The organism is Gimesia maris (assembly GCF_008298035.1).
In the GTDB taxonomy this organism is placed as follows: Bacteria; Planctomycetota; Planctomycetia; order Planctomycetales; family Planctomycetaceae; genus Gimesia; species Gimesia maris.
The window spans coordinates 7,593,984-7,616,120 of the sequence record NZ_CP042910.1; the positions used below are offsets into that span (position 1 = coordinate 7,593,984).

The window sequence follows — 22,137 nt, forward strand, 5'->3', positions numbered from 1 at the left end:
TTAAATAATGGATCGAGCTAACTCATACTTGAAATGGTTATTCGTGCTATTGGTTTTCGTCGCTGCAAACGAAAAGGTGGCCGAGGCTATTGAAATTCATGACATACGATGGGGATTTAATGATCGCCCGACTGCCTATCACATTAATCCTGTGACTCTGTTGATCGAAAATCCTGATTCCGAACCATTTGAAGGCGAAATTCAATTTCACCAGGAATCATTTCGTGGCCAACAGATAGATATTGCACTTTCAACACGCACTTATGTTGCACCATTCGAAAAAAAATGGGTCCAGTATTATCCCTACTTTTCTGACTTCAATGGCAACTGGGTCGTAAGCTGGGATCAGAATGACATACGGCATTCTCAATCATTCCTTGCGCCTCGACCTGTGACTGAAAAATCGATTATTCAGCTGGTCACACCGGGCAGTCTGAATAGCGTGACTTCAGGCGTGAAATCGTTCCCAGAGGATCTCTATCCTTCCGTTACAGGTGCCACAGACGCTCTGCAGGAAATAATCTTAGATCACCTTCCCAAGTGGGAAAAAACGCGACGCGAAGCCTTTATGGATTGGATTTATTCGGGAGGTATTCTGCATCTGTTTTTTGATTCAAATGGTGACCCACTATCATTTCCCGATTCATACCGCCTGTTAAACCAACAAACGTCTCCTGCATTTTATGGAAAGGGAGTCATCTATTTTCATCAACATAAGCTGACGGATCTTTCGCCGGCAGAGTTAAGACAGGTGATCAATACAGACAAACATTATTCAGTAACTCCGACAAGAGAAATAGAGAATCAAGTAACAGGGACAGATGTCGCATATCCTTCAAAGTACGAAAATATTTTTTATAAGAACACTGATGAAGAATTGCTGGCAACCTTGACGGAAATCAGTAAGCCACAACAAATCTGGTATCTAATATTTCTACTTTCATTCATTTACTTAATCATTGTCGGGCCAGTTTATTATCTGATCACAAAATATTCCGAACATTATCGTACCTTTTATCTTGTCTATGGCCTGAGCACACTTCTGTTCTGTTTCATATTTCTCTTTGTTGGACGATACAGCACTAATCAAACTTCTCAAATTCATTCACTGATCGTTGCTGATATTTTGCCGAATCACAAAACAATTATTTCAGAATGGTCCAGTCTGGGAATCGTATCTGGTGGAAATTTTCAAATTACCCATACTGGAGAATCACATATCTATTCGACATGTCAGACCTATTCCAAAGTGAATGGAATCAGCACCAGTGGAAAAAACGGCCATTTACAGGTCGATATTCCCCCAAATTCTTTTCGAACTTTTTTCCATCGTGCAAGAATCTCAAAATCATTGCTCGATGTAAATTTAGTATCATTCCTTGCCAATGAGACAGGACTGGAAGCGCTTTCACTTGATCTGGGAAAAGAATTTCCCAGATCTGTTGAACAGGTTCATTTTGTATTTGGTTCAAAAATCTATGAACTGCAGATAGAAAGAAATCAATTGATCTATAGTGGGAAATCCAGGAGGCTGTACCCTTTACTGACAGAAAACCCACTTTTCGACACCAGTTACATCAGAACAAACAGGTTATTACCTTTTGTAAGACCAACAGACAAAAAACAGGAATTTACTTTAGAACAGTTTTTCCCAATACTTGTACGAACATCACTCAAAGTGCCCCCAGACTCGATAAATCAGAATATCAACTGGCCAGATCACCGGGGAAAACTGCTCGTTATCGCTAAAATTCCTGAGTCTTTATTTCCAGAGACGCCCAACATCTTCAAAAAAGAGGGACTGATTTTATATTCGTTTGATATTCCATTGTCTGAACACGGCGGCTAAGCACTATTAATTAATTTGAGGAAACAGGTGAGGCTTGAGAGGGTCATTCATTTTTGCCAGCTTTGCGCTGAAAAAAGATACCAGGGATAAAAAAACACACCTGCTTCGCTTTGTGTGTATTGGAATCGTGTTTTGTATTCTGTTCTCTTCATGGATAACCAGTTCGCGCGTTGGTTCCCCTGGCCTGGATTTTTTTACTAAAATTATCTGGCTAAATTTCTGGCTGGTAACATTAGCTGGAATTGGTTTCTTCTCTACGTCTATCACGGAGGAAAAAGAAGAAGAGACCCTTCCTTTATTAAAGCTGGCAGGAATCAATACGTTTGCCCTGTTAACAGGAAAATCCAGCGTAAGAGCATTACGCATGATTTTGCTTTTGATGGGACAACTTCCTTTTTTACTGCTTTCAGTTTCATTAGGAGGAATCACTCCACTACAAATCTATGCAACACTTATCGCCATGATTGGCTATATAATTCTGATCTCAAATTTTGCCTTACTCTGTTCGGTCTATGCCAAAAGATCTGGTGAAGCGATTGCCCTTATGCTTACAGCACTCTTTTTCTATTTCTTATTTCCCACACTTCAATATCATCTCACTGTCAACCTTCAATCTCGTGGTTACCTCACCTTAACTGATTCCATTTCCAGTAGCAGTAAGTATTTATTTGTTATCAGCCAGGAGCACTCTGTTGTTGAACAAATCAAGCAGATTCTGACAACGGGTTATTCAGGCTCTATATTGAGTTCACAAGTCATCAGTAATGTTTCACTGGGAATTTTATTCTTTACACTAGCCTGGTTCATATTTGATTTTTGTACTGAGAAAACAACTATCAATGTATCTGGAAGTAGAAAATTTCAATCTCATAAACGCTTTATGAATTCCCGCCCCGGAACAAATGCTTTTGTCTGGAAAGAATTTCAGTTCTCAGGTGGGGGCCTAAAAGCAACTCTACTGAAGCTGATTCTGTACCCAACATTGATTATCGTCATAGTAGGTGGTGGAATATTATTCGATCGATATACCACTTCCAGCTCTATTCAGTCATTTACCTGGAAGGAGTTGGTAAGTGCAGCTCTTCTCTTACTGTTCGTAAGCTTTATTGTAGAATGCACAATCTATGCCTCAAGAATTTTTCGAGAAGAGCGTATTCAAAAAATGATTCCGCTCCTGTCTATACTCCCATGTTCAATGTTTCGCATCGCCTATGAGAAAGTGGGGGGAATCATCCTGTCACTGATACCAGTTTGTCTCACCATTATTCTGGTCATTTTGATCGTGCCAGAAAGTATCACTTATCTTACAAGCTCTGGTTTATACTCACTGGTTCCTCTGATGATCATCCAATTCTGTATCTTTCTGCATTTATTAGCATACTACTCACTGATGGTACGTTGGGGGGCTCTGGCATTTGCAATTGGCACATTTATTCTTGTGGAATCTTGCGCCACACCACTTTTACAACTTTTCTATTTCATGTTCCAGGATACTATCGGAGAAGCTGGTGTACTGCTGCCTGCATTTTATTTAAGCCTGGTTTGCTGCTTCATTCTGCAAATGCTGATAGCAGGGCGTTTCCATCAAATTGCTGCAGAAGAATAAATACTCCACTACAATTTTACATGCGAGAATATCTCTGTTTGATCTTTTGTCCCGCAGCTTGTACTGCCTCATAAGCACGATCGTATAAATCGGATCGCCTGAAAAACCCATGAATCATATCTTCATAGTTTAAATGCTCTACAATCACATCAGATTTTCGGAGCATCTCGATATACTGAACTGCCTCAGAATATAGTGGATCATAACCGGCGGTAATGACGAGAGTGTCCGGCATTCCAGCCAGATCTTTACAGCGGAGTGGTGAAGCATAGATTTCCCTGCCGGAAGACTCATCAGGCAGATATTGATCCCAAAACCATTCCATTGCCCGTTTTGTAAGGAAGTAATTAGTACCAAAGCTCTGGTAGGATTCTGTATCAAACTGATAATTTGTCACAGGGTAAACGAGTAACTGATAAACCAGGTTCAAAGATTCTGAATGTCTTGCTTTGAGAGCAACTGCAGTAGCAAGGTTTCCCCCCGCGCTATCACCGCCGACTGCAATCTGATGACGATCAATGCCGAGTTCACGGGCGTGTACTGAAATCCATTCCGTGGCTGAATAAGAATCGTCAAAAGGAATCGGGTAGGGAAATTCCGGTGCCATACGATAATCTACCGAAATAACTTTACAACCTGAGGTACCGGCTAGATCCTGGCATACGCCATCATAGGCATCCAAGGTACCCATCACCCAGCCTCCGCCATGGAAGAAAACAAGGGCTGGCATTTCTTCTGCATTTATCATTATCGCTTCAGGTGGCGTATAGATACGAATTGGTATTTTCGTACCATTCACTGGGATTGATCGATTTTCAATACTTTGGGATGGTATATGTGGCTCGGGTGATGGAGTAAGCGTGCTCCGTATGAATTCCGGAGTCATTTCTTCAAATGGAGGTAAGTCTACTTTTGAAATTTCTTCCAGGTATTGGGCTACTTGTGGATGAACCGGCATGGATATTCCTAAATTGAAGTATGCTGGCTAAGCAAACCAGTGAACATGAAAATGTAGCTTAAAAAGACCTCTTCTCGACAACCCGATTATAGCGAACAAGACAATTGTTCCAGCACCCGGCATTAAATAGTTTTCAAAAAATGAATGACAATTTCACGATCGAGGATTATCTGACCTATCCTTTTAAAAGTAATCAGGTTGAAACAAATCCAGCATTTCAACTCCCTCCAAAATGCACTAAATCTATTTCAATTAGTGAAACACAAGGAAGTTACCATGTCATCTGATCCTATTCGCGTTCTTGTAGTCGACGATTCTGCAGTCATTCGTGGCTTGATTTCCAGAGCACTTGAGCAAGATCCTGCTATTTTAGTCTCCGGTACAGCAATGAATGGGGAATGCGCGTTGAGTTGGATGAAGTCTCATCCGGTTGACGTCGTCATTCTAGATGTTGAAATGCCTGTGATGGATGGATTGACAGCACTGAAAGAAATTCAAAATCGATTTCCTGATATCCCTGTCATAATGGCAAGTGGCTTAACTTCCAAGGGTGCAGAGACGACTGTTAAAGCACTTTCCCTGGGTGCTGTCGGATGTGTAGCAAAGCCACAAACATCCAGTGCCGCTGAAAGTATTCGTGTGCTTTCCCAGGAACTGGTCATGATGATTAAAGCCGTTGGATCAAAGAATACAGCCCCTTCAAAAACCATACCCGTTTCTGAAAAGCATGTCACAACTCCTTCTAAAATAAAAAAGTCTGACACACGCAAAAAAACTTTATTCAGTAAGAATATTAAATTTTATAAACAGCCGGAAGTCCTCGTCATAGGAACCAGTACGGGTGGCCCTAAAGCGTTAGCCGAACTTTTACCGCAGATTCCAGTCGACTTACCTATCCCAATTCTGATAGTACAACACATGCCACCAGGCTTTACAGAAATCCTGGCCGCGCATATTGAGAAAGACAGTGGTCGAACAACTGTTGAAGCCAAACATAACGAAGTACTAGAGTCGCACAAAACTTATGTAGCACCAGGTGGAAGTCATCTTCTTATTGGCGAAAAGGATGGACATAAGGTTACAATAATAAGCCAGGACCCTCCTGAGCATTTTTGCAGGCCTTCTGTAAACCCGTTATTCAGATCTGCTGCAGAACATTTTGGAAATGCGACACTGGCTGTTATGTTAACAGGAATGGGAGAGGATGGAATCGAAGGGAGTTTCGATATCGTCCATTCTGGAGGTACGATCATCGCTCAGGACGAAGCATCAAGTGTCGTCTGGGGAATGCCTGCAGCAGTCGTCGGCTCGGGGCTCGCCGATAAGGTTCTGCCACTCAGCGAAATAGCAGCAGAAATCAAATCTCATTGTCTCGTAAAAGCCTGAATACAAATAACTCACTTTGTTAACATCGGCCCCTCCAGATTATCGTCACAATCAACAAGCCTGTCATGATCCGGGAATCATTGACAATCGATCTAAAGGTCGATTTTCTTTTTCTTGTAGTGATTACCTCAAGTACAACACGATAACTTATACTGACCTGATAACGACTCTCTCTAGTGAAGTGCTAGCTGGAATTATCAGATTCACGATTAAGTTACCTCTCAAGAGCAAGCAACTTTGAATCTATCTGGTTGAATTTGAGGCCGAACTGATCTGTTTCCGGTATTTTATTTTGCCGAATCTATTATCGGGATTCTGATCAATCCAGTATTTCAATTAGAAAACCAGATTTTTGTTGACCGCCAGTATCGTTCACCCCCCTCTGAACGGTGCTGGCGTTTTTATTTTCATAGAGAACTAATCAACAAATAATCCATCCTTTCCGCATCGTAATTAATAGTACCGTTGGCTGTTACGATCACTTCAATCTGCAAGCATCATACATTCCCAAATCAAATTCTATTATTTCGTGATGATTGTCATTTCCTAAATCATCGCAATTTTTTTCAGCATACAGTTATAAGGAGGGATTCGCCTCTATTCGGGTATGAAGAAACGAATGCCTTTCTATACCAAACCTGCCCGGTTGAATAATAACTCTCTTCATTTTTATTCTATATCGAGTCATACACTCTGTTTTTCCAGCAATCCAATGAATACCGCTAAACCATCTCTCAATAAAACTTCCAAATTTCGAAAATGGTCGATTTCAGATCGTCTCAAATTTGCATTTGGCCTGCTGGTACTGATTCAGGTTGTAAGTGGAATGATAACCTGGTTCCAGATTTCACACATAAATCAAGACATTTCTCAACTGGTTAATGTAGACGAACCTCTTGAAGAATCCATTCTCGAAATGGAAATCAAAGCAGGAGAAATTGCTCGCGCAGTACTAGATTACGTTCGTGACAGAAACCAGAAACACCTCTCAAAACTGATTCATTCTCGAGATGGTTTCAAAGATAATTATCGCCGCTATCAGGCACTTGCAAAATCGGACACTGAGCTGCTTTTGAAAGAAAGGATTTCGACGTTATACGAAAAATATAATCTGCTGGCCTCACAAATAATTGACTTGGCTGATAGACGAGATGCCGCTTTAAATGTTTTTATAAATCAGGTCAGCTTGATTAATCAGTTGATTGACCGAGAACAGCTGAGATCAAATAACGACCAGTCTGATGATGGAATCAAAAAAGCGGAAGCGAGTTATAACATGGAAAAGTACCTGAATATCGCTTTTGGTTCGATAGAAGAATACATAGCCAAACGGAATCAAACATTACTATCACGTATCTTCGATGCGGAAGAAAAATTTAAGATGTTTGAAGCCAAATATCTGGATGTTATTTCGAATAACATTGAGTTTCAAAGGATCAAACTCATCGACGATAAGTTTGAAAAAGCAACGACTTACGGAAATCAAGTCGTCAATATCACAGATGAAATTGATGAATTATTAAGCACATTTGAACAGAATTTGGACTCGATCGATGCTTTACTACAGAATCAGGCTCATCCGCTGATACATTTAAAAACTGTAGATACGACTCATCATGCGGATTCGTCAATCCAATCTGCTAAGTTAGTAATCGGAATATTAGCATGTTTGGGAACATTTTCTGGCTTGTTGCTCGCCTGGATGATCTCACGGGGAATTGTCTCTCCGATTTTGGAACTCTCACAGAGCGCAGAACTTATCGCATCAGGTAACGTGGAACACCGAATCTCTATTGATTCACAAGACGAAATTGGCAGACTCGCTGAGACCTTTAATCGCATGGTCGAGGACCTGGTCATCGCGCAGCAGGACGCCGAAAAAGCCAGCCACATTAAGAGTTCGTTTCTGGCAAATATGAGTCACGAAATACGAACACCAATGACAGCGATCCTGGGATTTGCGGAAATTATGAAACAGCGCAATGATGACCCGGAAATGAGTCGCCATATTGACACGATCAGGAAAAACGGTGAGTACCTGCTGGAATTGATTAACGATATCCTTGACGTTTCTAAAATTGAAGCGGACAAACTTGAAGTGGAAGCCATTCATTGCTCTTTAATTGAGTTACTGGACGACGTAAAAACATTAATGGAAATCCGTGCAATCGACCGGGGGTTGGATCTTTCTGTAAAAATTGATGGTTCTATTCCCCGTTGGATTCAGAGCGACCCCGTCAGACTTCGCCAAATCCTGATTAACCTTTTGAGCAACGCAATAAAATTTACCAGACAAGGCCACGTGCAACTGATCGTTACGGCCTCATCAATTGACACAAATGAACCGGTGATCCAATTTGATGTGATAGATTCAGGTATTGGAATGACGGACGAACAAATTTCGCGTTTGTTCCAGCCTTTTATGCAGGCAGATTCGTCAACCACACGACAATATGGCGGAACAGGTCTGGGTTTGACAATCTGTAAGCGATTGACTCATATTCTTGGCGGAGAAATCTCTGTTAATAGCGAGTATGGTAACGGGACGACTTTCTCAGTAACTGTGAAAACGAAACGATGTCAGGAACTGGAATTTATCGACCAAAGGACGTTTGATACCGAATGCATAAATACGATTAACGATACTCCTGAATCTAACTTCGCTGAAATGAATTACAATATCTTGCTGGCTGAAGATGGAATCGATAATCAGAAACTGATCAGCTACTTATTAAATAAATCAGGCAATACCGTCACCTTAGCCGAAAATGGCTTGATTGCCATCAAAAAAGCCCAAGAGGCCGAGGAAGCAGGTTCGCCATATGACGTAATACTGATGGACATGCAGATGCCGGAGCTGGATGGGTATGCAGCGACAAAACAACTCCGATCACAGGGTTATCCATATCCGATCATTGCCTTGACAGCTCACACGATGAGTGGCGCACGTGAAGAATGTCTGGCAGCAGGCTGTGACAATTATGCAACAAAACCGATTCAACGAGATCAATTATTTACAACACTTAATCAGTGTATTCTGGGATATCGAAAACAGGACGCCACAACTTTCCAATTATGATGCAGCTGCTCTTTCAAGACGATTATTGATTGTTCTTCCCAGTCCTGTCTCTGGTAATCTTAATGCTACAATCTGATCTATTCCGGCTGCATCTAATTTCCTGAGTGCTGCAAAAAAATTGGCAGCAGCCATTTTGAGGTCTCCAGTAGGAGATAATATCTGTTGAACTGTGAACTGGCAATCTCTGAACTCTGTATCCTTGAGAGGATACAGACTCAATACACCAAGTGAACCTGCTGCTGGAAGTTGTTCCGGATGATCCACGATGATTAATCGAGTACTTGGAGCATAGTGCTTGGGCAACATTCCTGGACTGACAGGCGAATTTGCTTCAGCATAATCTTCTAATTCTGCCAACCGAATTTCGCCAATACAGGCTTGAATTTCTTCGAGAGAAATTCCCCCCGGCCTGAGTAGTACAGGTTGATCCCCCAAACACTGGATGACTGTTGATTCTACTCCAACAGTACAAGGTCCACCATCCAGAATCAGCTTGATTTCATCACCGAGTTGCTCAGCAACATCGACAGCCCGAGTTGGGCTGAGTCGTCCAAATTTATTCGCGCTGGGAGCTGCAATTGGCAGTTGAGTTATTTCCAATAATTTTCTGGCCACCGGGTGAGCTGGGATACGAATGGCAACTGAATCCAGTCCGGACGTTACCAGGTCAGGAACGACTTTTTTTTTCGGCAATACCAATGTCAATGGTCCTGGCCAGAATGTAGACGCCAGCTTTTCAGCAGTTGATGAAAACTCCGTAGTGAGTTCATCCAGTTGACCCGTGCTCGCAATGTGCACTATCAAGGGGTCAAAATGGGGCCGTTGTTTGACAGCAAATATTTGTGCAACCGCTTCTGGGTTAAGCGCATTGGCCCCAAGTCCATATACCGTCTCTGTAGCAAAAGCTACCAGCTCTCCAAGCCGAATCAGGTTAGCGGCTGCCTGGATATTCTGCGAAATTTCACACTTCATCACATATCTCAAAGTAGTTACTTGAACAATGACTTCTGGGAATCTCTGTATTAATAAAAAAACTCTCGCACCTTACAAGTCTCGATACCCGGAACAACCGGAATTGCATTATTGCTTTGTATCGAACCCAGTAGAATACGAGAGTCTTTATTTTATCAGGAACCAGTTGAAACTCGATAAACCGAAGACTTCAAATTAGCCCGAAAACTGAAATTGTGCTGGCCTGACCTGTTGTCTCCCAGACATATTATTTACAAGTTCACCTGGTTTATGACTTAAAATAGCGCTGACCCCAGCCTTCAGATCCCGGTCGATGGGCCCAATTTCTTCCAGCTCACGTTCGCTCATATTAACAGTCACATCCGGATTTACTCCAACGCCAGCCATTTCTCGACCTGTCGGAGAATAAAACTTGGCTGTTGTTAACCAGAAAGTACCGGAAACGGACTGCAGTGGAAAATGAGTCTGTACGGTACCCTTACCATAAGTTTTTCTACCGACAATCAGACCACGCCGGTTTTCCTGAATAGCAGCGGCAAATATTTCACTGGCACTCGCACTGTCACCATCGACTAATACGACCAGTGGCATTTTCCATGTTTGATCATGCGTCGCTGATTCAATCGTATTATCACTCTGATTCCGTCCTCGTGTTGAAACAATTTTCCCAGAGGGAACAAATCGATTTGAAATCGAAATCGCTTCCGTCAGCAATCCGCCTGGATTTCCTCTCAAATCAAATACCAGAGAATTCATTCCCTGTTGATGCAGGCTCCATAATGCTCGATCTAATTCCTGGACGGCACCCTCTCCAAATTTTTCAAGCCGGATGAGTCCGATTTTCTGTTGGGTATCAACCATTTTGACTTCACTGATATTTGTAATACGTATTGCCTGTCGACTGAGATTTACTCTGGCGTTTTTATCTTCTCTACGAACATCAATGGCTACTGTGGAACCAGCTGGACCGGTAATGAGATTTGCAACCTCATCCAGAGAAAGACCAGCTAAGTTTCTCTGATTGACTCCTACGATAACATCGCCTCTTTGGAGTCCTGCCTGTTGTGCTGCTCCACCATTTAATGTTCTCAGAATCACAGCTCCGTCTCGATGCGTCTTCAGTTGAACCCCCACCCCTACTACACTATTATCTCCCGCATCAACACGTGGACCTGAAGAAGTGGGTGTAAATTCGAATCGGGAGTGTTTATCAAGAGCTTCCAGGGATCCATATGCAAATTCACAAATCACACCTGTTGCCTGCATTCTCAACTGACTTCCTGCAATGTCAGCAGCCTGACGCATTATTGTCACTGAGTCCTGTGCATTTTGAGCAGGATTCTGATTCATAAGTTGCTGCCAACTTTGCTGCGCCATCCGAATTTGTTCGGGTGATGCTGCAACGCGATTGGCATTGATGAAATTCTGGTTCTCCACTGCGAGTATCAGATTTTGAAGTGATTTTCTCGTTCTAACATCGTAAGAAGGTGGTTGCACATGACGCGAATCGATCATGCGATTTATTTCCAGGTAAAACGAGTACGCTCTTTGGGGATCCAGATTCTGTAAAGTTCCTATCACAGAGGGACTGGAGTATCTTTGTGATATTTTATTTCTAAGTTCCTGATGTGGGTCAACCGGATACTGAGTGGGAAATTCTGTTTCATATCGATCTCGATCATATTGAGGCATACTCCTCTGCTGCAGGTCCCGAATCAGTTCACGTAATTTCTGACTATCGATATTATCATCGAAATAATCACGACTTTGGCGTTTCTGGCTGGGATCAATTCGATCTCTGGAGAACGAATTGTTTCGATTGCGAGGACGTTCATAAGATTGAGCTTCTTCTGACAACAACTGCTTCAGTTTGTATTCGTAATCATCAAATCGATTTTCATCTGAAACAGGACGAAACCGTTGATGACGCCGACTGTTTGAGGAAGAAGGTACCAGCGAATCTTGATTATAATTCAGCCGATCGCGTTCGAACGATTGCCCAGAATCATTCTGATTGAATCTATTCTGATTTGGGTAATATTCAGCAGCATGTGAAAGTGTTGTGCATCCAGACAGAAAAACTGCAGTCAGTAAAATCACCATACTCCAGACAAAAAGTCGTGCAGAATTGACAGTTTCAGTCTGTGTTTTATTGAATTGTGATCGGTTCATGATCCCCTCCGATATCAACCGCTATGCGGTTTATTAAGTCCGGCCTATCAACTTCCTCTATGATGGCTTAACGGAATTGTTAGATAGAAATTTTACGGTTCACATAATATGTCCCGTTCTAATAATTCAGTGTTCTATGCACATTGTGCATTCAATCCCTGTTTGCTTTGAGCCGAGCCAGGAGAATCTACAACCTCTGTTTGCTTTTCAGTTTCAAGTAGCTCCCCTCGAATAACACGTATATCCCCAGGAGCATCTACTCCTATTTTGATTGCTCCTTTTCCTGTCTTCAAAATCTTGATAACAATATTGTCACCAATTTGAATCACTTCATCTCGTTTTCGAGTCAATACTAACATTTTAATTTCTCCTGTTATTGCTGAGCATCAAAAGTCACCTTGTGACAGAATCAGATTGATGTCATTTTGATATTGTTAAAGTGGCTGTTTAGTTCTATTAGCATTCATCGTGCCAAATAATGTAATCACAAACATAGATTCTTACATCTCATTATGGTTAATGCACTTAGGCCTTATACCATTTATCGGACAGTCTTCTGAAGTCAATATCAAAAGTGTAACATTGACAACATAGAACTAAACGCACCCATAATTACAATGGATCAAACCAATTGCCGTCCATTATATGATTACACTAAATGTACTTTTTTGCGCAGAATAATCCGAAAACTCCGCGTGTGCCGCAAGCTTTGCGCTGCCCACCGAAACTACCACCAGATAATACTTACTGACTCTGGTTTTCTCCGTTTGAACTTGATACTGAGAATCACGCAGCCTCACTGAAGATTACACCTGAGCATGGTCTTGACGTAATTTCCAAAACCATTAAACTTCGCCGCCTGATATGTCAGGACATTGCGATTGGATTCTCTTTTTCCTAAATGGTCTTTTCCCGGCATCAAGTTACACATCAATTTAAGCGTGCTATTTTTAATAGGGCCCATTGTTTCGAGCGTCATTTCATGCTCGGTCTTTACACATCATCGACTAAGCGATCGTCAAGGAAGGCACTTGTTGGTCAAGCCGTAGAATTCACGAGAAAGGATTGTGTGAATGTATTCCCGCTTCCGCCACACTATTTGTAATCACAAGCTCCGGAAGGACATCAAGTCCTCTGTCTCCCAGATTATGGTTATACTCCTGGTATCTGGACTCACACTAACCTGCATAAACACGAACGCGCAAGCACAGTTTCCCAATGATGGAAACAGCAAATTAGTCAATGATTTACTTCGCCTGTTAGAGAAATCTGAGTTGGCGACACGTGATCGGGAATACAAACCCTCTGGTCTGGACCTCCCCCCTACTCCGCAACTGAATGCATCTCGGATTAATATCAACGAAGTCCGCCAGACTCTGAATGAATTCTCTAAAGACAGCTCTGCTCTTGCTATCAGCTTGAATAGAATTATGTACCAGGTTCCTGGTGTCAGAGAGTACATTGCCGATGTTCTCAAAATTAGAGCACGTGCTTCAATCCTGTCAGATCGAATGAATCGCAGCAGTGATTTAAATCAAATTGCAAGTGAATATGGTGAAATTGATCAGCTTTGGAGAGTCGTCTCTCTGCAACTGGAAAACGTACGTGGTCTGGACCGTGAGACTCAGAGTCTGATTGCGAGAATGAATCAGTCAGAACGTAAGCTGGGTGATTTACTTCAGACAGGACCTCAACTGAAACGAACAGAATTACTGACTCAAACGTCTGCACTTTCAAATGCATTGGGAATTCTGGTAGAAGATATTGAGATCGAATTTTCGCGCGAGCCTCAGAGGTTTGAGCTGGTTAGAGCCGGACAAGAGGTCGAACAAAGAATGGTTCAGGTTTCCAACCTGATCATAGATCGCCAAAGCTATGATTCAATCAAACGCGAGTACCTGGCTTTTCGTGACTCATGGAATTCGTTTGCAACTCGCCTACGCCCCTATCACAATCGAATTATAAGCCGTGGAATTCAGCGAGTCGTACAACAGGATCGCTCCATTCAGGAATTACTATGGTTGCCTCAGGACGGAGCGAATATGCAGGAAATCGCCCATCTGACTGAAGCACTGAAACGTGATGTTGATGAATTTTATCGTAGAGCTACGCTGCGATTGTTAATCAGTCTGCCACCAGCAAATTATATTGCGACTTCCGACGAATTCTATGGAACCGTTGAAAACCTGATCGATACGGTCAATCACAATGAATCCACGAATAATCTGATTACCTCTTTCTCTTATATTGAACAATCCTGGAAAGATTTCTCAGCGATGTTCCACACGGTAGAAAGCCCGGCTGCTCTTCAACTGCTGGACAAGGTTAACAATTCCATCAACGCATTGCGGGTTTCCCTGAGGATTGAACAGCCCTCAGAAAGTATTGATCTGGCGAAGCTGGTTGTTTCTTTAGAAACTCAAAGTACTCAGCTTTCTGTCATTGCTGAGCAGTGGCTGGCAACAGAGTCTCCTTCCTTCAGACAATCAACTCAGAATTCCATTCGAGATTTCTCTAACACCGCCCATGAACTGCATCGGATCATCCTGATGCAGCCAGCAGCGACTGCTCTAGTTCGATCTAAAAGTTCAGAATTGTTTGAAAGCTGGTTCCAGGTACACGAAAAAATTTCCCGCTGCGAAACTCGTGAAAAATACCAACTTCAGGAAACAGCGGTTCGTATTACACAGATGCTGATGGACCTGCGTTATGCAACCAAATAACAGCAACTAAACTGCATCAGTTGACAAGGCCTTCCTTTTCAGGAGGGCCTTGTGTATGCGCAGTGCTTTACAGTTTGAGATTGTTCTTTAAAATCGTATTGAATTTAGTGGATCAGCGTCTCATCTGCCAGAACATACTCATTCGAGAAATCTCAATAGAACGCATCACATTTAACCGTAGCTCTCTCAATCTAATAGACTCGGTCTAAATGGCCCTGGGGACGCTACAGTATTACTGGATACAGTCTAAAGCATGAACGCCACCAACTCTTCCGGAGATTCGCCCTTCAATGACTCTCATTCAGATTCCAATAATCAGAATGAAACTGACTGGATCGATTATCTTTTCGCTTATTTCGAAGCCTTGCAGCGTCTGATTCGCATACCGATAGTTAATTTCCAGTCAGATCGTCAAAACGTTATCAGAAAACGAAGTACGGTGTTTCTTCCAGTTGCCGGTATCTCCTTAGCGATTCTTTTGACCGTTCTATTAATCTCCGTCCAGTTTTTTTGGCCTTTATACATATCTATTCTCATCGTCGGCTCTCTGGAGTTACTGTGCTTGCGAACATTTTCCCCTGAAGCAATTCCACAAAGTCGCGAGCTAATTCTACCTTCGGCTTCGGCAGGTTCCTCGAGTAATATTTTTATTTTGACTATTACACTGATGCTGCTGAGAATGGGCCTGTTTTATCATCTGCTCGCAGGTTCTGCTACACTCCTGACTCCCTGTATTTTGATTATCATCTCAATTACATTGGGAATCTGGCTTATCCCCTTTTCTATCTGCTTTGTGAAAGCAAATGATGAATCAGCGAGATGGGCAAATCCGAACTATCCTCTAACAATAAAACAGCTCAGTTATGCCAGCTTAATTTTGATTCCACTTCTTCTGGCAGGAGTCTGGTTTTCTCCAGGACGTTTTGCACCAGCTTTGTTTACAGCCGCACTGTTGATTTACTGGATCATTCGAAAGTTAGAAGACTATCATGTTGAGGTTTCTGATGTGCACATAGAAGGCATCTCTTCGTTGTTTCAGATCCTTTTTCTACTGATATGTAGTATCGATTTCTCATTTCTCAAAAATATCTCTGAATAAACTTACTCTCTGTATGTGATTATTTTCGTTGTCTTAATTCAGATCGCATCAATCCGTTATCAAATTCGGTTGACCATTTTACCTGGAAGCCATTGCGATCAAGCAGTGTTGAGGGATCAGCCAGGCTGGTTGTTTGAATGCCAGCAGTGAATCTGAAGAAAAGATACATCGTTTTCACCCATGCGAATGCCCGCCACCGCTGAAACCGATTTCCAGTAATCTGAAAATCAGCATATAACCAGTGAGCATCTCGAGAACAGGCGGAAGTAATCTTCGTTATAACATTTTTCAACATTGCAGCGCTAAAGACGTCCAGAAAGAAATTCGTCACTATTAAATCATAATTTTGATCCGGCATGGCATCGAGCGATAAATCAAGACTATAAAATTCAATCCTCGTCGATCCTGGAATTACACTCTTTTGTAATCGTTTTTGAGCAAGATCTAACATTGTTTTACTGGAATCGATGTAATGAACTTCTTCACAGTTACAATGCTCGAGAAATTGAACCAGGAAAGTCCCATTACCCTCTCCAATTAGAGCGGCTTTTTTTATTGCCGGTAGATCGGAAAGAAACGCAGTCCTACAGATCTGCATCTGATCCCGGAAAACCATTTTTTCCAACCGCTCAAACCAGGGAGCAACGCGATTAAAATTCATACCACGAAGCTCATAAAGATGCACGGTGTGAGCAAAGCGCAATCGGCTAGTACAGGTTTAAGCCGATCATTTATCGAACTCTGATCAAGTATTATTAATATCAAACTGCTGGAGAGCATCGATACTTCAAACACTGGGAGAGGGTTCATCGGAATCAAACAACTACATATGATTAACTGAAAAATAAGAAAGCCAGCCAGAAAAAACGGGACTTGATTTATTCGATCGGGATGTCTTGTAAAAAACGATATTTCTCCAGCCTCTTTGTCAGACTGATATTCCCAACGGGAAATACAAAGACAGTTGAATGTGCATAAAACGAGAAAGCACAAAAATGTCCAGATAAAACCATAATCCCAGGAATAGATCTGTGTCCATATGAAGAAATGAGTGGCTACCGAAAAAAACATGCCTACGAGGAGTTCTCTGGGAAGAATACCCCTGCCAATTCGGGGAAGAAAAAAACAACTCATGAAGTAAATTGATAGAACTATAAATAAGGTAATACCCCAAATCAGTTCCGTTGATGTCAGGAAACAAAATAAACAGACCGTCGAGATGAATGCCAGCACCACCCAACAGACAAGTAATGGCTGGAAGAATTCTGAAGTAAATCGATGCCGCTGCGCTTTATCCGGAACATCGGGTATACGGAAACTATCCAGCAACCGGTCTCCTAAATAGGCTAACCATGTAACACTGAATAAGATAAAATAATGCTGGAAATCAACTTTTGTGGAGTACAATGCTGAGAAACACCATAGCCAGGTAATAGCAACGAAAGGTGCGTCCAGACTTAGTGAATTGAAGAGTAAAAGAATTTTACCTGAGAATTGGCAGACTTGACTAAACCTGTGAGAGACTGCCCCCGAATAAGAAAACCTCTCGGCCGAAACATGTTCGATAGATCTGTGGATAAATTTACTTAACATCTGATAATAAAATAACTTCTGATTATTTTGATCCATATGAGACTTCAGGTACACCTCATAATTTATCAACTACTCACAGGAGAAGATTCGTAATAATACAATTAAAGCCAACGGGGAGCGATCTCCATAGTGATAAAATGTACCAAACGCGAGCGGCAGCCGGAATATTATCTGATTTTGAAACAGATACAAATCTTCGAATAGAGTATAATCTGTTCGTGTAGCGTAAAAGCAGCAATAGCTTTCTATAAAACATCGCGCTTTCCATTACATATAAATTCGGTCCGAAGTATCTTCGAGACTCGATCCCCCCACTCTAATTCCGGAAATATTTAATTTATGGAATTGTGGTATATGAATTCAGTTTCAGGATATTAAGAATGCCCTTAAAAACGGGAACCGTCGAAGAGCCAAAGCTCGATTTAACCCCAATGATTGATATTGTTTTCTTGCTGATCATTTTTTTTATGGTTGGTACTCAGTTTACAGAGATGGAGCGCCAGTACGATATTAAACTCCCGACTGTAACTGATGCAAAGCCCTTAACAAATCTGCCCGATGACATCATTGTAAATGTGCAACAGGATGGTGAAATTTCGATAAATGGTGAGAAAAAAGATCTGATGGAACTGGAATCTCTCCTGAAAACAGCGACGCAAAACTACCCGGGACAATCTGTAGTAATCCGGGGAGACTCAACTGGACCTTATCAAAATGTGATGAATATCCTGGAGATCTGCCATCGGGTCAAAATTCGATCTGTCTCTTTGGCAAATCGATTAAGAGACGATTCATAAAATGAATAATCGCATTCATAATTTGATCGAAAAAATCCTGGCTGGTCGAGACCTTACCTTCGATCAGATTTTATGGGGATTTTTAATTTTAGCTGCGGTCTTTGCATCAATTCATCTACTCTCGATGCTGGTTACGCGCTGGGGTGATCGAAATGCATCATCGAAAGCGTTATTGTTCTCTATCATCGTTCATTTGTCTTTATCACTCGGAGTTGTAACCTTCTGGCCAGAACAGGCACCGACATCACTGGCCAAGTCAGAGCCTGTACAGGAAAAAGATGATATCACACTCAATCTTACAGAGAGTACGGAAACGATCAAAAATAAGGAGTCAGGCAACTCACCTGTCTGGGAAAAACTCCCTCCCCCCAAAAAAACAGAATTGTCTCGTATTGATCTTAGTCGACCTGAGTTCACACCCCTGTCTGCCCCTCCAGAAAAAGAACGACCTCAGGAAATCTCAGACATGCCTATGCCGGATGTTGTTTCGAAGTCTGACTTACCGGTCACTCCATCGAAAGTAAATATTGAAAATGTCAGTCAAAAACGCATTCAGTCTCAGGCACCGCTGGAAATTACAGATATAACCGCTGAATCACGCTCAGAAGTCTCTGTGCCTTCAACATCTCATTCCCGTAGCAAAATGATCCGTAGTGGACAGTTCGATCAGCAACTGGAACGTCAGTCGACTCCAGGAGCCATAGATCGCATACAGCCTTCGTTCAGTGCCCAGAAAAAAACTCTGGCATTAAATGCCCAAACCGATCCTCAGTCAGTTTTAGAACGAAATGCAGCTGATTCTATGCTCTCAAAGAGGACTGGTCCTGCACCATCTAATCTGAAATTGAATACTACTGGTGTGGAGACAACTGAATCCAGTGAAACAAGTTCAAACGTTGCACCGACTGAACCGCGTTTTGCCAGAAGAAAATCTCGCACAATGCGGTCAGTTTCTGATGGGACGATTCAACGTTCTGCTCCTCAAACACCATCTGGAAAAGCCAACCCTGACTCTGAGCGTTTACTTGCAGAAAGAAGCACGCTGCCTCTTACCATGAGTCAAAATGGACCTCAGCCCAATGCGCTTCGTCCTAACTTTGATGCTGTTTCCAATCGGACAAAGGCGAATATACCTGCAACATACAGGCTGAGAAATCTATCAAAGAGGAAAGAAATTGCCCAGAAGTTTGGAGGCACGGAAGAATCGGAGCGGGCGGTTGAATCCAGTTTGAAATGGTTAGCCAATCACCAGGAACGGGCGGGTTATTGGGATGCAGACCGGTTTGGCGCAGGCAAGGTCAAAATTGATGAGCAGGGAATTGATCGACGTAATGCAGGAGTACAGGCAGATGCGGGTCTGACTGCTCTTTCAATATTAGCATTCCTGGGTGCAGGCTATACACAGGAAGAAGGTCTGTATGCTGACAATCTGAATCGAGCAATTCAGTGGATGATCAAACAGCAGAATTCCAATGGATTTCTGGGTGGAGAAGCGACTCATTATGCCCGTATGTACTCGCATGCAATGGCGACCTATGCGCTGGCAGAAGCCTATGGCTTACTAAACGATCCAAAATCAAATCCTCAGTTGCGCGAAAGCGTCGCACGGGCAATTGCCTATATCGTTGAAAATCAAAACCAGTACGATGGTGGTTGGCGTTATGTTAAAGGCCAGAAAAGTGATATGAGTATGTTTGGCTGGCAACTGATGGCTTTGAAGAGTGCTGAAATTGCCGGTATTCCTATTCCCTCTGATACTAAACAACTGATGGTTAAATTTCTCAAAGATCGCAGCATGGGTAAGAATGATGGCTTAGCCACTTATCGCCAGGTTGAACCTGCTACCCCGCCCACTCCGGCAATGACAGCAGAATCATTGTTCTGCAAGCAAATGCTGGGAATCCGCCGCGATAACCCTGCGTGTCGTGAAGCCGTGCAGTTTATTTCTGATCGACCACCGCGTCATTCGGAACACAATCTTTACTACTGGTACTATGGTACGCTGGCCATGTATCAATATGGTGGAAATCCATGGCGGGAATGGAATGAAGACTTGAGAGAACTCTTAATATCAGAACAAATCACACAAGGCGAAAATGCGGGAAGCTGGGATCCCCGCCCCCCTTGGGGCCCCTATGGAGGACGGCTCTACTCAACAACATTAAGCACACTTTGCCTGGAAGTCTACTATCGATTTTTACCACTCTATCAGATGGGAGGGCGTTATGATGATCAAGGCACTCATGACTGAGTTGTAAAATATTAACTGAGTAATCAGATCATTTTCTCTAAGCCGTGTTCACGAACTGGCATCCGCTTAACCATAGTAAACGTAATTACCAAAACGAAAATCTTATCAGCAGAATTCATCAATGACTACTTCTACAAAAGCATATGAACAACTCCTTCTCAAACTCAAACAAGCTTCTTTACTGGCGTCCTGTTCGGCAGTACTGGAGTGGGATGAGCAGACGTGCCTGCCCCCCGAAGGTGCTGAGCACCGTGCCAATCAACTTGCTTTAATGGCTGGGCTGGTTCATGAGCAGGCGACGAATACTGAAATAGGAGATCTCCTGGAAGAACTGGAGTCAAATTCAGCCTGGGATGAAGATTCGTACGAACAGGCAAATATCAGAGAATCACGTCATGAGTATGACCGCATGACAAAACTACCGCGTCGCCTGGTGGAAGAGCTTTCCAGGGTTGGAACACTTTCTCACCATGCGTGGGTTGCTGCACGGAAACAAAATAAATTCGACGACTTCTTACCCTGGCTGGAACAGATGATTTACCTGAAGCGTGAGCAGGCATCAGCAATCGGATTTGAAGGAAATCAGGCATACGATGCCTTACTTGACGAATACGAACCAGGTGTGTCTTCTGAATTGATTGAGCAGGCATTTCTGCCTCTACAGAACGAACTTGTCAAGCTGGTTGCAGAGATTCAGAATTCCGGAGTGAAACCTGATATCTCAATTCTGACCAGAAGCTATCCTATAGATAAACAACGTGAGTTCAGTCTCGATGCTGCTGAAAAAATTGGATTTAATTTCAAAGCCGGACGACTGGATATTGCAGCACACCCCTTTTGTAGTGGAATCGGCCCTGGAGACTGTCGCCTGACAACTCGATATGACGAACATCACTTTCCTGGTGCCTTTTTCGGAACCCTGCATGAAGCGGGGCATGGAATCTATGAGCAGGGCCTGCGAAAGGAATTTTTTGGCACTCCCGCAGGAAACTCAACATCATTGGGAATTCACGAATCACAGTCGCGGATGTGGGAAAATCTGGTCGGACGGAGCCGAGCATTCTGGAACCTGTACTATCAACCGGCACAGAAAATGTTTCCTGGAGCATTATCAGATATAGCCATCGACGATTTTTATCGCGCGATCAATGATGTCCGCCCCTCCTTTATTCGCGTCGAAGCGGATGAAGTCACTTACAATCTGCATATTATGTTACGTTTCGAATTAGAAAAATCTCTGATTTCGGGTGATTTAAAGCCTGCTGATTTAGAGTCAGCCTGGAATGAGAAGTTCCAGGAATATTTTGATATCACTCCGGATACTCCCGCGCATGGATGCCTGCAGGATGTTCACTGGAGCGCTGGATTGATTGGCTATTTTCCTACTTATGCTTTAGGAAACATGTATGCAGCTCAATTCTATCAGGCGGCAAATAAGGAACTGGGTGACCTTAACGAGTTGATTGAAGCCGGCGATTTTTTGACTCTCAAAAACTGGCTGAACCAAAATATCCATAGCCACGGCAAGCGGTATCGTGCCAATCGACTTGTCGAAGTTGTCACAGGAGAAACGCTTTCTCACTTGCCGCTAATGACTCAACTTAAACAGAAATATAGTGAACTCTATAATCTGTAATCGACAATACCATTGT

14 protein-coding genes are annotated in these 22,137 nt (G+C 42.6%); 9 read left to right on the forward strand and 5 right to left on the reverse strand.

Annotated elements, in window-relative coordinates; all coding sequences use genetic code 11:
• Nucleotides 1-7 precede the first annotated feature (7 nt).
• Together GmarT_RS28365 and GmarT_RS28370 are read left to right on the forward strand one after the other, a co-directional pair.
• Nucleotides 8-1,849, forward strand: coding sequence for a hypothetical protein (locus GmarT_RS28365; protein ID WP_149303528.1), 1,842 nt, complete (start codon nt 8-10; stop codon nt 1,847-1,849).
• 34 nt (nt 1,850-1,883) lie between these two features.
• Nucleotides 1,884-3,455, forward strand: a complete 1,572-nt coding sequence (locus GmarT_RS28370; RefSeq protein ID WP_002645316.1) for a hypothetical protein — start codon at nt 1,884-1,886, stop codon at nt 3,453-3,455.
• Nucleotides 3,456-3,471: 16 nt separating this feature from the next.
• Here GmarT_RS28370 and lipP1 read toward each other — a convergent pair whose 3' ends face one another.
• Complete coding sequence (gene lipP1, locus GmarT_RS28375) at nt 3,472-4,413, reverse strand: LipP1 family hormone-sensitive lipase (RefSeq protein WP_044237009.1); 942 nt, start codon at nt 4,411-4,413, stop codon at nt 3,472-3,474.
• 276 nt (nt 4,414-4,689) lie between these two features.
• Between lipP1 and GmarT_RS28380 the strand changes: the two genes are divergently transcribed.
• Both GmarT_RS28380 and GmarT_RS28385 read left to right on the forward strand, forming a co-directional pair.
• Nucleotides 4,690-5,799: a protein-glutamate methylesterase/protein-glutamine glutaminase gene (locus tag GmarT_RS28380; protein ID WP_002645314.1), complete on the forward strand. Its 1,110-nt coding sequence runs from the start codon at nt 4,690-4,692 to the stop codon at nt 5,797-5,799.
• A gap of 619 nt (nt 5,800-6,418) precedes the next feature.
• On the forward strand, nt 6,419-8,878 hold the full coding sequence (locus GmarT_RS28385) for an ATP-binding protein (RefSeq protein ID WP_052301234.1): 2,460 nt from the start codon (nt 6,419-6,421) through the stop codon (nt 8,876-8,878).
• Here GmarT_RS28385 and GmarT_RS28390 read toward each other — a convergent pair.
• The 3 genes from GmarT_RS28390 to GmarT_RS28400 form a co-directional block, all read right to left on the reverse strand.
• The gene (locus GmarT_RS28390; protein ID WP_002645312.1) at nt 8,873-9,850 is read right to left on the reverse strand and encodes an L-threonylcarbamoyladenylate synthase; all 978 of its coding nucleotides are present in this window, start codon (nt 9,848-9,850) and stop codon (nt 8,873-8,875) included. The two genes, GmarT_RS28385 and GmarT_RS28390, sit on opposite strands and share 6 nt — an antisense overlap.
• Before the next feature lie 195 nt (nt 9,851-10,045).
• Nucleotides 10,046-11,365, reverse strand: coding sequence for a S41 family peptidase (locus GmarT_RS28395; protein WP_157158924.1), 1,320 nt, complete (start codon nt 11,363-11,365; stop codon nt 10,046-10,048).
• A gap of 791 nt (nt 11,366-12,156) precedes the next feature.
• On the reverse strand, nt 12,157-12,381 hold the full coding sequence (locus GmarT_RS28400; RefSeq protein ID WP_002645310.1) for a carbon storage regulator: 225 nt from the start codon (nt 12,379-12,381) through the stop codon (nt 12,157-12,159).
• Nucleotides 12,382-13,296: 915 nt separating this feature from the next.
• On the opposite strand from GmarT_RS28400, the gene GmarT_RS28405 reads away from it, so the two are divergent.
• Both GmarT_RS28405 and GmarT_RS28410 read left to right on the forward strand, forming a co-directional pair.
• Nucleotides 13,297-14,745, forward strand: coding sequence for a hypothetical protein (locus GmarT_RS28405; protein WP_149303530.1), 1,449 nt, complete (start codon nt 13,297-13,299; stop codon nt 14,743-14,745).
• Between the two features lie 253 nt (nt 14,746-14,998).
• Nucleotides 14,999-15,844 (forward strand): hypothetical protein, encoded by an 846-nt coding sequence (locus GmarT_RS28410; RefSeq protein WP_002645308.1) that lies wholly within the window; start codon nt 14,999-15,001, stop codon nt 15,842-15,844.
• 19 nt (nt 15,845-15,863) lie between these two features.
• Here GmarT_RS28410 and GmarT_RS28415 read toward each other — a convergent pair whose 3' ends face one another.
• Nucleotides 15,864-16,505: a class I SAM-dependent methyltransferase gene (locus tag GmarT_RS28415; RefSeq protein WP_002645307.1), complete on the reverse strand. Its 642-nt coding sequence runs from the start codon at nt 16,503-16,505 to the stop codon at nt 15,864-15,866.
• A gap of 1,279 nt (nt 16,506-17,784) precedes the next feature.
• On the opposite strand from GmarT_RS28415, the gene GmarT_RS28420 reads away from it, so the two are divergent.
• The 3 genes from GmarT_RS28420 to GmarT_RS28430 all read left to right on the forward strand — a co-directional run bounded on the left by GmarT_RS28420 (nt 17,785) and on the right by GmarT_RS28430 (nt 22,121).
• Complete coding sequence (locus GmarT_RS28420) at nt 17,785-18,234, forward strand: ExbD/TolR family protein (protein WP_230682398.1); 450 nt, start codon at nt 17,785-17,787, stop codon at nt 18,232-18,234.
• A gap of 1 nt (nt 18,235) precedes the next feature.
• Nucleotides 18,236-20,485 carry a prenyltransferase/squalene oxidase repeat-containing protein gene (locus GmarT_RS28425; protein ID WP_002645304.1) on the forward strand — a complete coding sequence of 750 codons (2,250 nt, stop codon included), beginning with the start codon at nt 18,236-18,238 and terminating at the stop codon, nt 20,483-20,485.
• A 121-nt stretch (nt 20,486-20,606) separates the two neighbouring features.
• Nucleotides 20,607-22,121: a carboxypeptidase M32 gene (locus GmarT_RS28430; RefSeq protein ID WP_002645303.1), complete on the forward strand. Its 1,515-nt coding sequence runs from the start codon at nt 20,607-20,609 to the stop codon at nt 22,119-22,121.
• Nucleotides 22,122-22,137: the final 16 nt, after the last annotated feature.

Excerpts from the sequence above, each read along its gene's own strand:
- GmarT_RS28365 (WP_149303528.1), top strand. The coding sequence starts at position 8 with ATGGATCGAGCTAACTCATACTTGAAATGGTTATTCGTGCTATTGGTT.
- lipP1 (WP_044237009.1), bottom strand. The coding sequence starts at position 4,413 with ATGCCGGTTCATCCACAAGTAGCCCAATACCTGGAAGAAATTTCAAAA.
- GmarT_RS28380 (WP_002645314.1), top strand. The coding sequence starts at position 4,690 with ATGTCATCTGATCCTATTCGCGTTCTTGTAGTCGACGATTCTGCAGTC.
- GmarT_RS28385 (WP_052301234.1), top strand. The coding sequence starts at position 6,419 with ATGCCTTTCTATACCAAACCTGCCCGGTTGAATAATAACTCTCTTCAT.
- GmarT_RS28390 (WP_002645312.1), bottom strand. The coding sequence starts at position 9,850 with ATGAAGTGTGAAATTTCGCAGAATATCCAGGCAGCCGCTAACCTGATT.
- GmarT_RS28395 (WP_157158924.1), bottom strand. The coding sequence starts at position 11,365 with ATGATCGATTCGCGTCATGTGCAACCACCTTCTTACGATGTTAGAACG.
- GmarT_RS28400 (WP_002645310.1), bottom strand. The coding sequence starts at position 12,381 with ATGTTAGTATTGACTCGAAAACGAGATGAAGTGATTCAAATTGGTGAC.
- GmarT_RS28410 (WP_002645308.1), top strand. The coding sequence starts at position 14,999 with ATGAACGCCACCAACTCTTCCGGAGATTCGCCCTTCAATGACTCTCAT.
- GmarT_RS28415 (WP_002645307.1), bottom strand. The coding sequence starts at position 16,505 with ATGAATTTTAATCGCGTTGCTCCCTGGTTTGAGCGGTTGGAAAAAATG.
- GmarT_RS28425 (WP_002645304.1), top strand. The coding sequence starts at position 18,236 with ATGAATAATCGCATTCATAATTTGATCGAAAAAATCCTGGCTGGTCGA.
- GmarT_RS28430 (WP_002645303.1), top strand. The coding sequence starts at position 20,607 with ATGACTACTTCTACAAAAGCATATGAACAACTCCTTCTCAAACTCAAA.